Annotated in this window: 7 protein-coding genes and 1 tRNA gene; 7 read left to right on the top strand and 1 reads right to left on the bottom strand. The window is 69.7% G+C overall.

Annotated features, from left to right (window positions below):
- The first annotated feature begins 70 nt into the window (after positions 1–70).
- The 4 genes from lgt (at position 71) to pyk (ending at position 8,813) form a co-directional block, all read left to right on the top strand.
- A complete protein-coding gene (gene lgt, locus QU602_RS11495; RefSeq protein WP_373692803.1) occupies positions 71–1,084 on the top strand; it encodes a prolipoprotein diacylglyceryl transferase in 1,014 nt (337 codons plus the stop codon).
- An 84-nt stretch (positions 1,085–1,168) separates the two neighbouring features.
- A complete protein-coding gene (gene gltB / locus QU602_RS11490) occupies positions 1,169–5,806 on the top strand; it encodes a glutamate synthase large subunit (RefSeq protein WP_308796593.1) in 4,638 nt (1,545 codons plus the stop codon).
- Between the two features lie 53 nt (positions 5,807–5,859).
- Entirely contained in the window at positions 5,860–7,317 is a 1,458-nt protein-coding gene (locus QU602_RS11485; RefSeq protein ID WP_308796592.1) for a glutamate synthase subunit beta, read from the top strand.
- 80 nt (positions 7,318–7,397) lie between these two features.
- Positions 7,398–8,813 carry a pyruvate kinase gene (pyk, locus tag QU602_RS11480; protein WP_308796591.1) on the top strand — a complete coding sequence of 472 codons (1,416 nt, stop codon included), beginning with the start codon at positions 7,398–7,400 and terminating at the stop codon, positions 8,811–8,813.
- A gap of 70 nt (positions 8,814–8,883) precedes the next feature.
- Here pyk and QU602_RS11475 read toward each other — a convergent pair.
- Positions 8,884–8,969: transfer RNA gene (locus QU602_RS11475), tRNA-Leu, on the bottom strand.
- A 36-nt stretch (positions 8,970–9,005) separates the two neighbouring features.
- Between QU602_RS11475 and QU602_RS11470 the strand changes: the two genes are divergently transcribed.
- The 3 genes from QU602_RS11470 (at position 9,006) to QU602_RS11460 (ending at position 14,425) form a co-directional block, all read left to right on the top strand.
- Positions 9,006–9,611, top strand: a complete 606-nt coding sequence (locus tag QU602_RS11470; RefSeq protein ID WP_308796590.1) for an ANTAR domain-containing response regulator — start codon at positions 9,006–9,008, stop codon at positions 9,609–9,611.
- 131 nt (positions 9,612–9,742) lie between these two features.
- Complete coding sequence (gene polA / locus QU602_RS11465) at positions 9,743–12,433, top strand: DNA polymerase I (protein WP_308796589.1); 2,691 nt, start codon at positions 9,743–9,745, stop codon at positions 12,431–12,433.
- Between the two features lie 273 nt (positions 12,434–12,706).
- Positions 12,707–14,425: a DUF885 domain-containing protein gene (locus QU602_RS11460; RefSeq protein ID WP_308800155.1), complete on the top strand. Its 1,719-nt coding sequence runs from the start codon at positions 12,707–12,709 to the stop codon at positions 14,423–14,425.
- The last annotated feature ends 115 nt before the right edge of the window (positions 14,426–14,540 follow it).

The following is a 14,540-nucleotide window of genomic DNA, read 5'->3' as shown; positions in this document are numbered from 1 at the left end:
TCGATGGGGCCGCGAGCGGCCCTCGTTCCCGTGAGACGGCCCACCCGTCTGTGAGAAAGGCGCACCCGGCGTGATCGCACCCCTCAGCATTCCGAGCCCCGACTACGGCTGGCAGGTCTGGGAGATTCCCATCTTCGGGTGGACGCTGAACATCCACATCTATGCCCTGTGGATCCTGCTCGGCATCATCCTCGCGATCGCCATCACCTCGCGTCGGCTCACCAAGCGCGGCGCCGAGCCGGGCGTCGTGTTCGACGTCTCGCTGTGGGCCGTGGTGCTCGGAATCCTCGGGGCCCGGCTGTACCACGTGTTCACGCATCCGGGCGACTACTTCTACGAGGGCGCGAACATCTGGAATCCGTTCCAGCCCGGCGCGATCTGGAACATCTGGGAGGGTGGCAACGCGATCTTCGGCGCGTTGATCGGCGGCGGCATCGGCGCGTTCATCGGCTGCCGCATGACCGGTCTGCGGTTCCTCTCCTTCGCCGACGCGCTCGCGCCCGGGCTCCTGGTCGCACAGGCCGTCGGCCGCATCGGCAACTGGTTCAACCACGAGCTCTACGGCCTGCCCACCGACCTGCCGTGGGGCCTCGAGATCGAGTCGAGCAACCCCGCCTATCCCGCGGGGCTGCCCGAGGGGGTCCTGTTCCACCCGACGTTCCTCTACGAGCTCCTCTGGAACCTCGCGGGCGCCGCGCTGATCGTGTTCGTCCTCGAGAAGCGGTTCCACCTGCGCTGGGGTCGCGCGTTCGCCGTCTACCTGATCTGGTACGGCGCCGGCCGTTCGTTCTTCGAGTCGATCCGCGTCGACCCGAGCGAGATGTTCCTCGGCGTCCGGGTCAATGTCTGGGCGGCGTGGGCCGCGGTCGTGGTCGGCATCGTGCTGATCATCGTGCAGCGCCGCCGGCACCCCGGACTCGAGCCCAGCGTGTACGTTCCCGGCCGTGAATGGCCTGGCGCCGACGCTGAGGTAGACTCTGAAGGCTCCGAGTCCGATTCCGACTTGCTCGACGACGAGGTCGAGGCTGAGAACCAGCCCGGCACCACGGCGGCCACAAGCCCAGGCCGGTCTGCCGTCGAGTAGCAACACGCTCTCGACGCGACGTCATCACTTGCGCGTCGCCACCCCACTTCAAGGGCCGACGTCGTCCCCCGCCACCTACAGTTGATGAGGACGGTCCCTGTGTCGCTCACTCCACCCTTCTCGCGGTTCAGCAGCGTCCCGGCTGCCCAGGGCCTGTACGACCCCGCCGCCGAGAAAGACGCGTGCGGCCTCGCCATGGTCGCCACGCTCCGCGGTACCGCCGGGCACGACATCATCACCGCCGCGCTCGACGCGCTGCGGCACCTCGAGCACCGCGGCGCGATCGGCTCGGACGCAGGCACCGGCGACGGCGCGGGCATCATCACCCAGGTACCCGACGCGTTCCTCCGCGAGGTGGCCGGGTTCGCGCTGCCCGCAGCCGGTGAGTTCGCGGTCGGCAATGCGTTCCTGCCGGTCGACCCGACCGGGCGCAGCCGCATCAAGCAGCAGCTGCAGCACATCGCACGGGAAGAGGGCCTCGAGGTGCTCGGCTGGCGCGAGGTGCCGGTCCGTCCCGACGAGCTCGGCACGCTCGCACGCGCGGCCATGCCCGTCGTCCAACAGCTCTACGTGCAGTCGCTGGCGCAGAACGACGACGGCACCCGCATCGGCGGGATCGCCCTCGACCGGCTCACCTTCCGGCTCCGCAAGCGCGCCGAGCGCGAGCTCGAGCTCTACTTCGCGTCGCTGTCCTGCCGCACGATGGTCTACAAGGGCATGGTCACGACGCTCCAGCTCGAGCCGTTCTACCCCGACCTCTCCGACGAGCGTTTCGCCTCCAAGCTCGCGCTCGTGCACTCGCGGTATTCGACGAACACCTTCCCGTCGTGGCCGCTCGCGCAGCCGTTCCGCATGATCGCGCACAACGGCGAGATCAACACGATCCAGGGCAACCGCAACTGGATGCGCGCGCGGCAGTCGCAGCTCGAGTCCGAGGTGCTCGGCGACCTCGCGCCGCTGCTGCCCATCGTGACGCCCGGGGCCAGCGACTCGGCCTCGTTCGACGAGGTGGTCGAGCTGCTCACGCTCTCGGGCCGCAGCCTGCCGCACGCCATCATGATGATGGTGCCCGAGGCGTGGGAGAACCAGACCGAGATCGATCCCGCCCGCCGGGCGTTCTACGAGTACCACTCGATGCTCATGGAGCCGTGGGACGGGCCCGCCGCGATCGTCTTCACCGACGGCTCGCTCGTCGGTGCGACGCTGGACCGCAACGGGCTCCGCCCGGGCCGCTACCTCGTGACCGACGACGGTCTCGTCGTGCTCGCGAGTGAGATCGGCGTGCTCGACATCGACCAGTCCAAGGTTGTCCGGAAGGGCCGCCTGCAGCCGGGTCGTATGTTCCTCGTCGACACCGAGGCCGGGCGCCTCATCGAAGACGACGAGATCAAGGCCGACCTCGCGGCATCGGCCCCCTGGGGGGACTGGCTCGAGGACGGGCGGATCAACCTCGCCGACCTTCCGGAGCGCGAGCACATCGTGCACCCGCCGGCCTCCGTGAACCGTCGCCAGCGCACCTTCGGCTACACCGAAGAAGAAGTGAAGATCCTGCTCGCCCCGATGGCGAAGAGCGGGGCGGAGCCGCTGGGCGCGATGGGCTCGGACACCCCGGTCGCCGTGCTCTCCGAACGGCCGCGCCTCCTGTTCGACTACTTCACCCAGCAGTTCGCGCAGGTCACGAACCCGCCGCTCGACTCGATCCGCGAGCAGGTCGTCACCTCGCTGGGCACGTCGCTCGGGCCGGAGCGCAACCTGCTCTCCGCCGGTCCCGAGCACGCCGAGCAGGTCTCGCTCGACTTCCCGGTGATCGACAACGACGAGCTCGCGAAGATCGTGCACATCGACCCGAGGCCGGGCGCGCGCACGACGGTCACGCTGCGCGGGCTCTATCGCTTCGACGAGGGTCCCGACGCGCTCGGCAACCGTCTGCGCGCCCTCTACGACGAGGTCGACGAGGCCATCGAGGCCGGTGCGTCCTTCATCGTGCTGAGCGACCGTGACTCCAACAAGGACCTCGCACCCATCCCGTCGCTGCTCATGCTGTCCGCGGTGCACCACCACCTCATCCGGTCGGAGACCCGGATGAAGGTCGGACTCGTGGTCGAGGCCGGCGACGTCCGCGAGGTGCACCACGTCGCGCTGCTCGTCGGCTACGGTGCCTCGGCCGTCAACCCGTACCTCGCGATGGAGACGTGCGAGGAGCTGGTGCGCTCCGGGGTCATCACGGGCGTCTCGCCCGAGACCGCCGTGCGCAATGTGATCAAGGCGCTCGGCAAGGGCGTGCTGAAGATCATGTCGAAGATGGGCATCTCGACGATCGCGTCGTACGCGGGCGCCCAGGCCTTCGAGGCGGTCGGACTCTCGCAGGAGTTCATCGACGAGTACTTCACCGGCACCACCTCCAAGCTCGGTGGTGTCGGGCTCGATGTGATCGCGGCCGAGAACCTCTCCCGGCACGAGGTCGCCTACCCCGAAGACGTCGCCGTCCGCGCGCACGAGCGCCTGGCCACCGGCGGCGAGTACCAGTGGCGTCGCGACGGCTCGCCGCACCTGTTCAACCCCGAGACCGTCTTCCGGCTTCAGCACTCGACCCGCACGCGGCGCTACGACATCTTCCGCGAGTACACGTCGCTCGTGGACTCGCAGGCCGAGTCGCTCATGACGCTCCGCGGCATGTTCGCGCTGCGCACGGGCGCCCGCCCGCCTGTGCCGATCGACGAGGTCGAGCCGATCGAATCGATCGTCAAGCGGTTCTCGACCGGTGCGATGAGCTACGGATCGATCTCGAAAGAGGCGCACGAGACCCTCGCGATCGCGATGAACCGGCTCGGCGCCAAGTCGAACACCGGTGAGGGCGGCGAAGACGTCGACCGGTTGCTCGACCCCGAGCGGCGCAGCGCGATCAAGCAGGTCGCGTCCGGCCGGTTCGGCGTGACGAGCATGTACCTCACGCACGCCGACGACATCCAGATCAAGCTCGCGCAGGGTGCCAAGCCCGGCGAGGGCGGTCAGCTGCCGCCGACGAAGGTGTACCCGTGGGTCGCCCGCACACGGCACGCGACCGCGGGCGTCGGGCTCATCTCGCCGCCCCCGCACCATGACATCTACTCGATCGAGGACCTGAAGCAGCTCATCTTCGACCTCAAGCGTGCGAACCCCGATGCCCGGATCCACGTCAAGCTCGTGAGCCAGTCGGGCATCGGCGCGGTCGCGGCCGGCACCGCCAAGGCCCTCGCCGACGTGATCCTCGTCTCGGGCCACGACGGCGGCACGGGGGCGAGCCCCCTGAACTCGCTGAAGCACGCCGGCACGCCCTGGGAGCTCGGCCTCGCCGAGACGCAGCAGACGCTCATGCTGAACGGCATGCGCGACCGGGTCGTGGTGCAGGTCGACGGGCAGCTCAAGACCGGCCGCGACGTGCTCATCGGCGCCCTGCTCGGGGCCGAGGAGTTCGGGTTCGCCACGGCGCCGCTCGTCGTCGAGGGCTGCATCATGATGCGGGTCTGCCACCTCGACACCTGCCCCGTGGGCGTCGCGACGCAGAACCCCGAGCTGCGCAAGCGCTTCACCGGCAAGCCCGAGTTCGTCGTGAACTTCTTCGAGTTCATCGCGCAAGAGGTGCGCGAGTACCTCGCCGAGCTCGGATACCGCTCGCTCGACGAGATCATCGGCCGGCGCGAGCTGCTCGATGTCGACCGTGCCGTCGAGCACTGGAAGGCGTCGGGCCTCGATCTGACGCCCGTGCTCGTCGGCCCGGACTTCGCCTCCACGGAGCCGCGGCGGAACGGCCGTGCCCAGGACCACGAGCTCGCCGAGCACTTCGACAACGCGCTCATCCAGCGCAGCCGGCTGCTCTTCGACGCGGACGGTGCCGACGGCGCCGCGCCCGACGGCGCCGCGCCCGACGCTGTCGGCACGGTGCACATCTCCCTTCCGATCAAGAACACGGAGCGCGCCGTCGGCACGATGCTCGGCCACGAGGTCACCGCGCGCTTCGGCGAGCACGGCCTGCCCACCGGGTCCATCGACATCACACTCACCGGCTCGGCAGGGCAGTCGTTCGGCGCCTTCCTGCCGAACGGCATCACCCTCCGCCTCGAGGGCGATTCGAACGACTACGTCGGCAAGGGGCTCTCGGGCGGACAGATCGTCGTGCGTCCCACGGCCGACGCCGGGTTCGTCGCCGAGCGCAATGTGATCGCGGGCAACGTGATCGGGTACGGCGCGACGCGCGGCTCGATGTTCATCCGCGGCATCGTCGGTGAGCGGTTCCTCGTGCGGAACTCGGGCGCGACCGCGGTGGTCGAGGGGGTCGGCGACCACGCCCTCGAGTACATGACCGGTGGGCTCGCGCTCATCCTCGGTGAGACCGGCCGCAACCTCGGCGCGGGCATGTCGGGCGGCACCGCCTACGTGCTCGACCTCCGCGAGGGCCGGGTGAACCGCGAATCGCTGTCCGGCGGCGAGCTCGAGCTGTTGCCGCTCGGCAGCGCCGACCGTGAGATCGTCCGCGATCTGCTCGAACAGCACGTCGCGCACACCGGATCCGCGGTCGCCGAACGCCTCCTCGCCGAGGGCGACGACGCGTTCGACCGATTCACCAAGGTGCTCCCGCGCGACTACGCCGCGGTGCTCCGTACCCGTCAGACGGCGGTCGACGAGGGGCTCGACCCCGACGGCGACGTGGTCTGGACACGCATTCTGGAAGTGACGAATGGCTGAGCAGATGGCTGGCATGGACATGGCCGAGCTCGTGAACGGCATGGAGGTGGCGAATGGCTGACCCGAAGGGCTTCTTGAAGGTCACCGAGCGTGAGCTGCCGAAGCGGCGGCCCGTTCCGGTGCGCATCATGGACTGGAAAGAGGTCTACGAGCCGGGCGACTCCGCCGTGCTCCGCCGGCAGGCTGGCCGCTGCATGGACTGCGGCGTGCCGTTCTGCCATCAGGGCTGCCCGCTCGGCAACCTCATCCCCGAGTGGAACGACCTCACGTGGCGCGGCGAAGGCCGCGCGGCGATCGAGCGGCTCCACGCGACCAACAACTTCCCCGAGTTCACGGGCCGGCTCTGCCCGGCGCCGTGCGAGTCGGCGTGCGTGCTGAGCATCAATCAGCCCGCCGTGACAATCAAGCAGGTCGAGGTCTCCATCATCGACCAGGCGTTCGGCAACGGCTGGGTGGAGCCTCAGCCGCCCGGACGGCTCACGGGCAAGACCGTCGCGGTCGTCGGCTCGGGTCCCGCGGGCCTCGCGGCCGCGCAGCAGCTCACGCGTGCCGGACACACCGTCGCCGTGTTCGAACGCGATGACCGCATCGGCGGCCTGCTCCGGTACGGGATCCCCGACTTCAAGATGGAGAAGAAGCACATCGATCTGCGCCTCGCGCAGATGACGGCCGAGGGCACCCGGTTCCGGGCCGGCGTCAATATCGGCGTGGACATCACCTGGGCTCAGCTGCGCGAGCGGTATGACGCGGTGGTCATCGCCACGGGCGCGATCGTGCCCCGCGACCTGCCGATCCCCGGGCGCGACCTGCCCGGCGTGCACTTCGCCATGGAGTACCTCACGCAGTCGAACCGAGCGGTGGCCGGCGACGACGTGTTCGACCAGATCACGGCCGAGGGCAAGCATGTCGTGGTCCTCGGCGGTGGCGACACCGGTGCCGACTGCATCGGCACCGCGCACCGTCAGGGCGCGCTGACCGTCACGAACCTCGCGATCGGCAAGCAGCCGGGCGAGGTCCGGTCCACGGATCAGCCCTGGCCGATGCATCCGACGCTGTTCGAGGTGCAGTCCGCGCATGAGGAGGGCGGCACGCGCGAGTACCTCGCGTCCACCGTCGAGTTCCTGCGCAACGACGCCGGCGAGGTGCGCGCGATCCGTGTGGCCGAGACCGAGTACCTCGACGGAAGGCGCGTGCCGAAGGCGGGCACCGAGCGCGAGATCCCCGCGGACCTCGTGCTGCTCGCGCTCGGCTTCACCGGGCCCGAGACCGCCGAGCTCGATGAGCAGCTCAGCCTGTCGGTGACGGGCCGCGGCAACATCGAGCGCGACGACGCCTATGCGACGAGCACGCCCGGCGTGTTCGTGGCCGGCGACGCCGGCCGCGGGCAGTCGCTCATCGTCTGGGCGATCGCCGAAGGCCGGGCTGCGGCTTCGGCCGTCGACCGGTACCTTGAAGGCGGGACGCGGCTTCCGAGTCCGGTCCGCGCAAGTGACCGGGCATTCGCCGTCTGACCCCCCAACGCCATCGGGCGTCCATTCCGACCACCGACCTGCGCGGGTTCCGCGCGAACCATCTGGGAGCACACCACGACATGAGACGAGCGAAAATCGTCGCAACCCTCGGCCCGGCGACGTCGAGCTATGACCAGATCCGCGCGATCATCGATGCGGGTGTCGACGTTGCACGCATGAACCTCAGCCACGGCAGCTACGAGGTCCACGAGGGCGTCTACCAGAACGTGCGGAAGGCCGCGAGCGACTCCGGCCGGGCGATCGCCGTGCTCGTCGACCTCCAGGGGCCGAAGATCCGGCTGGGCAAGTTCGAGGGCGGGCCGTACGAGCTGGCCGAGGGTGACATCTTCAAGATCACCACGGAAGAGATCGTCGGCAACAAGGAGATCGTCGGCACCACGTTCAAGGGGCTGCCCGGCGACGTGAAGCCCGGCGACCCACTGCTCATCGACGACGGCAAGGTTCGAGTCGAGGTCGTCGAGACCGACGGAACCGTCGTGACCACGAGGGTCGTCGTCGCCGGCCCGGTGTCGAACAACAAGGGCATCAACCTCCCGGGCGTCGCGGTCAACGTGCCGGCGCTCTCCGAGAAGGACGAGGCCGACCTGCGGTGGGGGCTCGAGCTGGGCGCCGACCTCATCGCGCTCTCGTTCGTCCGGAACGCCGCCGACATCACGCGAGTGCACGAGATCATGGACGAGGTCGGCCGGCGCGTACCGGTCGTCGCCAAGATCGAGAAGCCGCAGGCGGTCGATCACCTCGAGGAGATCATCGAGGCCTTCGACGCCATCATGGTCGCCCGTGGCGACCTCGGTGTCGAGCTGCCGCTCGAAGCCGTGCCGATCGTGCAGAAGAAGGCGGTCGAGATCGCGCGTCGGCTCGCGAAGCCCGTCATCGTGGCCACGCAGATGCTCGAGTCGATGATCCACAGTCCGGTGCCCACCCGTGCCGAGACCTCCGACGTCGCGAACGCGGTGCTCGACGGCACCGACGCGGTCATGCTGTCGGGCGAGACGAGCGTGGGGGAGTACCCCGTCGTCACGGTGAAGACCATGGCCCGCATCGTCGAGTCCACCGAGCAGCACGGGCTCGAGCGCGTGCCGAAGCTCGGCACGCGCCCGCGCACCCAGTCGGGGGCGATCACCGCTGCGGCGGTCGACATCGCGGACTTCGTGAGCGCCAAGTATCTCTGCGTGTTCACCGAGTCGGGCGAGTCGGTGCGACGGATGTCCCGGCTGCGCAGCCCCATCCCGATCCTGGCGTTCACGCCCGACCCCGCGATCCGGCGCCGCATGTCGCTGTTCTGGGGCGTCGAGTCCTTCGTGGTCGACCGGGTGACGCACACCGACCAGATGGTCGGTCAGGTCGACGAGGTCATCGTGAAGTCGGGCCGCGCCGTCGAGGGCGAGACCGTCGTCATCATCTCGGGTTCGCCCCCCGGAATCCCCGGCACGACCAACGACGTGCGCGTGCACCGCGTCGGCGATGTGCTCTGACACCCCGTACACGAACGGCCCGGCCGGCAGGATCTCTGATCCCGCCGGCCGGGCCGTTCGTCGTGTGCTGTGGTGCCGGTGGTGGGGGTCGAACCCACACGCCCTTTCGGGCAAAGCATTTTGAGTGCTCCGCGTCTGCCATTCCGCCACACCGGCCAGGGGGCCACGTCAGAATACCGTAGGCTTTCAGTCGTGACAGACAGCGAAGCACCCCAGACGGCGCCCCGGCGCGTCGTCGTGGCCGAGGATGAGTCACTCATCCGCCTCGACATCGTGGAGATCCTCCGGGACAACGGGTACGAGGTCGTCGGCGAGGCCGGAGACGGTGAGACCGCCGTCGCCCTCGCGACCGAGCTACGCCCAGACCTCGTGATCATGGACGTGAAGATGCCCCAGCTCGACGGCATCTCGGCCGCCGAGCGGCTCTCGAAGGGTCATATCGCGCCCGTCGTCCTGCTGACCGCGTTCAGCCAGAAAGAGCTCGTCGAGCGCGCGAGCGAGGCCGGTGCCCTCGCCTACGTCGTGAAGCCGTTCACGCCGAACGACCTGCTGCCCGCGATCGAGATCGCGCTGGCCAGGCACGCGCAGATCATCGCCCTCGAGGCCGAGGTCGGCGACCTCGTCGAGCGGTTCGAGACCCGCAAGCTCGTCGACCGGGCCAAGGGGCTCCTCAACGAGAAGATGGGCCTGTCCGAGCCCGAGGCGTTCCGCTGGATCCAGAAGGCCTCCATGGACCGCCGGCTCACGATGCGCGACGTGTCCCAGGCCATCATCGAGCAGCTCTCGGCCAAGAAGTAACCCCTAGACACGACCAAGAACGGATGCCGCGGCGAGTGATTCGCCGCGGCATCCGTCGTTGGTGGGCCGTCGGTGCGACCGCCTGTGCGGTCCCGTCGTGTGCTGTCGGAGGGCGCTTGTAGGCTGTTGTGGTGTCGGACCCCCAGAAGCCCACCCTCCTCGTCATCGATGGGCACTCGCTCGCGTTCCGGGCGTTCTACGCCCTCCCCGTCGACAGTTTCAGTACCCGTGACGGGCAGCACACGAACGCCATCCACGGCTTCCTGTCGATGCTGCTCATCCTGCTGCAGAACGAGAAGCCCACGCACATCGCGGTCGCGTTCGACAAGTCACGGGTGTCGTTCCGCACGCGCGAGTACGAGGAGTACAAGGGCAACCGCGGCGAGACGCCCCCGGAGTTCAAGGGCCAGGTGCCCCTCCTGCAAGAGACCCTCAAGACCATGGGCATCACGGTGCTCGAGCTCGACGACTACGAGGCCGACGACATCCTCGCGACGCTCGCGACCCGCGGCGTGGCCGACGGGTATCGCGTGCTGCTCGTGTCGGGCGACCGTGACGTCATCCAGCTGGTCAACGACGACGTCACGCTGCTCTACCCGAACACGCAGGGCGTCTCGCAGCTGAAGCGCTACGACCCGGCCGCCGTGGTCGAGCGCTACGGCATCCGGCCCGAGCAGTACCCCGACGTGGCCGCGCTCGTCGGCGAGACGAGCGACAACCTGCCCGGCATCACCAAGGTCGGCGAGAAGACCGCGGTGAAGTGGCTCGGACTCTACGGCGACCTCGAGGGCATCCTCGCGCACGCCGACGAGATCAAGGGCGTCGTGGGCGAGAACCTGCGCCGCGAGCGCGAGCACGCCGAGCGCAATCGACGGCTCAACCGGCTCGTGTGCGACGCCCCGGTGGAGGTCGAGCTCGACGCCCTCGAGTCGAAGCCGTTCGACCTCGAGGCCGTGCGCGAGATGTTCACGAGGCTCGAGTTCCGCACGCTCATGGACCGGCTCACCAAGCTCGTGCAGACCGGCTCCACGACCGGGCAGCTCGCGACGCCCACGCCACCGCTCGAGATCCTCGGCACCGAGCCCGCGCCCGAGACGCCGAAGCCGGCGCGAGTCGTCGGCGTGGAGCTCGAGGCCTGGCTCGCACGTGCCGTCGCCGCCGAGCCGGCCGGCCTCGGCCTGCACCTCGACGTGCTCGACGGGAAGGTCATCGGTGCCGGCGTCGCGACGAAGTCCGAGACGCTCGACGTGCAGTGGCGCGCCGGCGACGCCGAGCTCGCGCCGTTCGAGGCGTGGCTCGCGAGCGACGCGCCGAAGATCGTGACCGACGCCAAGGGTCAGCTCAAGGCGCTCTCCCGCTCGGGGCTGCCCTTCGACGGTCTCGTCGTCGACCCGCTCGTCGCGGGCTGGCTGCTCCGGCCGAACCTGCAGGAGAAGACCCTCGCCGACCTGGTGCAGCGGTACCTGGGCGAGTCGGTCGCCGAAACGGACCCGTCGCAGCTGCTCGCCGTCGACGGCGAGGGTGCAGGCGTCCCGGAGTTCGCGTGGTACAGCGTGCGCCTCGCGCCAGCCGTGCTCGCGGCGATGAGCGATGGCACGCGACGCGTCCTCGCCGACATCGAGATGCCGCTCGTGCCGGTCCTCGCCGCCATGGAGCTGCGTGGCGTCGCCGTGTCGCACGAGCGTCTGGCCGAGCTCTCGTCGGAACTGGGCGAGCGAGCGGCGGCCTTGGCCGCCTCGGCGTTCGCCGAGATCGGGCGCGAGGTGAACCTCGGGTCGCCGAAGCAACTGCAGGAGGTGCTCTTCGAACAGCTCGGCATGCCGAAGACACGCGCCACCAAGACCGGGTACTCGACCGACGCCAGCGCGCTGGCCGACCTGCAGGAGTCGAGTCCGCATCCCTTCCTCGGGCTCCTGCTCGAGCACCGCGACGCGACGAAGCTCCGCCAGATCGTCGATGCCCTCGACAAGGCGATCGGCTCTGACGGGCGCATCCACACCACCTACGGGCAGGTCGGTGCGGCGACCGGGCGCATGTCGAGCAATGACCCGAACCTGCAGAACATCCCGATCCGTACCGAAGACGGTCGTCGCATCCGCGAGGCGTTCCGCAATGCGCCCGAGTACGCCGAACTCCTGACGGCCGACTACTCGCAGATCGAGATGCGGATCATGGCGCACCTGTCCGGCGACCCCGCGCTCATCGAGGCGTTCAACGCCGGCGAAGATCTGCACCGGTTCGTCGGCGCCCGCGTCTTCTCGGTCGCACCCGAAGACGTCACGCCGATCATGCGGACGAAGGTGAAGGCCATGTCCTACGGCCTCGCGTACGGCCTCAGCGCGTTCGGCCTGTCGAAGCAGCTGCGCATCGACCGTGCCGAGGCGACCCAGCTCATGAAGGACTACTTCGAGCGGTTCGGTGCGGTGCGCGACTACCTGCGCGGCGTGGTCGAGCAGGCCAAGGTCGACGGCTTCACCGAGACGATCTTCGGCCGTCGCCGGCCGTTCCCCGACCTGAACAGCCCGAACCGGGTGCTGCGCGAGAACGCCGAGCGTGCCGCGCTCAACTCGCCGATCCAGGGCTCGGCCGCCGACCTGATCAAGCTCGCGATGGTGAGCACCGAGCGGGCGCTCACCCAAGCGGGGCTGCGCTCGCGCATGCTCATGCAGGTCCACGACGAGCTCATCTTCGAGGTCGCGCCCGGCGAGTCCGATCAGGTCGCCGAGATCGTCCGCGATCGCATGGCGCGCGCGGCCGACCTGCTTGTCCCGCTCGACGTGCAGATCGGCCGCGGTGCGAGCTGGGACGACGCGGCGCACTAGAGTCGAGACCCCCGGGCCCCGGCACCCCCCGGACCCCGGCCCCCGGCACCCCCCCCGGGGGCCCCGGCACCCCGCCCGGCCACCGCCGCCCCGCCCGCGCGCCGGTCCCGCCCGGCGTGAGGACGACATTCGTCGACGCCTCGACGTGTGAGGACGACATTCGTTCATCTTCGGGCTGGGATGCACACGATTGTCGTCCTCACACGACTGGCGGTCCACGAAAGGTGTCCTCTCGCGCGAGCTGCCGACCATAGGGTGGATCGCATGGACCGCATGGACGCTGAGACGCGCACTCCGACCGGCATCGACCGCATCGCCGAAGGGTGGGTCGACACGCTCGTCGAGCTGTCGCCGACGACGGGGACGTACATCGGCCGTCGTGAGGCCGACACGCGGCTCCCCGATCTCTCGCCCGATGGGCACGGACGCGCGGTGCAGGCCGCCCGCGACACGCTGGCCGCGCTCCGTGAGGCAACGCCCCTGGATGCGGTCGACCGCGTCACCGCCGCCGACCTCGGCAGCGAGCTGGAGCTCGCGATCGCCGAGCATGAGGCGGGCCTGCACCTGCGCGACCTGAACGTCATCGCGAGCCCGGCGCAGGAGCTGCGCGAGGTGTTCGATCTCATGGCGACCGAGACGGTCGACGACTGGGAGCGCATCGCCACGAGGCTCGCCGAGCTGCCCGCCGCGCTCGGCGGCTACGCCGCGACGCTGCGCGCGGGCGCGGAGCGCGGGATCGTCCCCGCGATCCGCCAGGTCCGCGAGGTCGCCGTGCAGGCACGCCGCTATGCGCAGCCCGACGGGTTCTTCGCCAGGTTCGCGGCCGGGGCCGCGACGGGTGGCGCAGCCGCGGCCGGGGCCGCGACGGGTGGCGCGGCGGCGTCCGGCGGCGCGCTTCCGGCCTCGCTCGCGACGACTCTCGAGGAAGCGGCCGCGCGAGCCGCGGGCGCGTACGAGGGGCTCGCCGAGTTCCTCGAGACCGAGCTCGCGCCGCACGCGGACACCGCCGACGCGGTGGGTCGTGACCTGTACGCGCTGCGCTCGCAGCATTTCCTCGGTGCGATCGTCGACCTCGACGAGACCTACGACTGGGGCGTCGAAGAGCTCGCCCGCATGGTCGCCGAGCAGGAGTCCATCGCGAACGAGATCCTGCCCGGGGCATCCGTCGCCGAAGCCGTCGCCCATCTCGAAGCCGACCCGGCTCGCAAGCTGCACGGCACCGACGCCCTGCAGCGCTGGATGCAGGAGACCAGCGATCGCGCCGTGGCCGAGCTCGGCGCCACGCAGTTCGACATCCCGGCCGAGATCCGCACGCTCGAGTGCCGCATCGCGCCGACGCAGGAGGGCGGCATCTACTACACCGGCCCGACCGACGACTTCTCACGGCCCGGTCGGATGTGGTGGTCGGTGCCGGAGGGTGTCACCGAGTTCGACACGTGGCGTGAGCTCACGACCGTGTACCACGAGGGGGTGCCCGGCCACCATCTGCAGATCGGCCAGGCGGTCGTCAACCGCCGGACGCTCAACACCTGGCGCCGACAGCTCGCCGGCACGTCGGGTCATGCCGAGGGCTGGGCGCTCTACGCCGAACGGCTCATGGCGGAACTCGGGTATCTGGACGATCCGGCCGATCGGCTCGGCATGCTCGACGGTCAGCGCATGCGCGCCGCGCGGGTCGTCCTCGACATCGGCGTCCACCTCGGGAAGCAGCGCCCCGACGGAGCGGGTGCGTGGACGGGGGAGTACGCGCTCGAGTTCATGCTCGGCAACGTGAACATGCCTGAGGAGTTCGTGCGCTTCGAGGTCAACCGGTACCTGGGATGGCCGGGTCAGGCGCCGTCGTACAAGGTGGGGCAGCGCATCTGGGAGCAGCTTCGCGAGGAGACCCGGCGCCGAGAGGGCGCATCGTTCGACGTCCGGGCGTTCCACAAGCGCGCACTCGACCTCGGGGGTGTGCGGCTCGACACCCTCCGCACCGCGGTGCTCGGCTGACCTGCTGCGGTGCGGCCGGCGGGTGGTTGCCGCCGCACGTCTGGGTCCGTTAGGATTGAACGTCACATTTGTGACATCCATGTCCGCATGCCCATCGCGGAACCACAACCTTGCT

Source organism: Agromyces protaetiae, assembly GCF_030866785.1.
In the GTDB taxonomy this organism is placed as follows: Bacteria; Actinomycetota; Actinomycetes; order Actinomycetales; family Microbacteriaceae; genus Agromyces; species Agromyces silvae.
This window is presented reverse-complemented; position numbering and strand designations above follow the sequence as displayed.

Coding starts and splice junctions, on each gene's coding strand:
- gltB (WP_308796593.1), top strand. CDS start 1,169: ATGAGGACGGTCCCTGTGTCGCTCACTCCACCCTTCTCGCGGTTCAGC.
- QU602_RS11485 (WP_308796592.1), top strand. CDS start 5,860: ATGGCTGACCCGAAGGGCTTCTTGAAGGTCACCGAGCGTGAGCTGCCG.
- pyk (WP_308796591.1), top strand. CDS start 7,398: ATGAGACGAGCGAAAATCGTCGCAACCCTCGGCCCGGCGACGTCGAGC.
- QU602_RS11460 (WP_308800155.1), top strand. CDS start 12,707: ATGGACGCTGAGACGCGCACTCCGACCGGCATCGACCGCATCGCCGAA.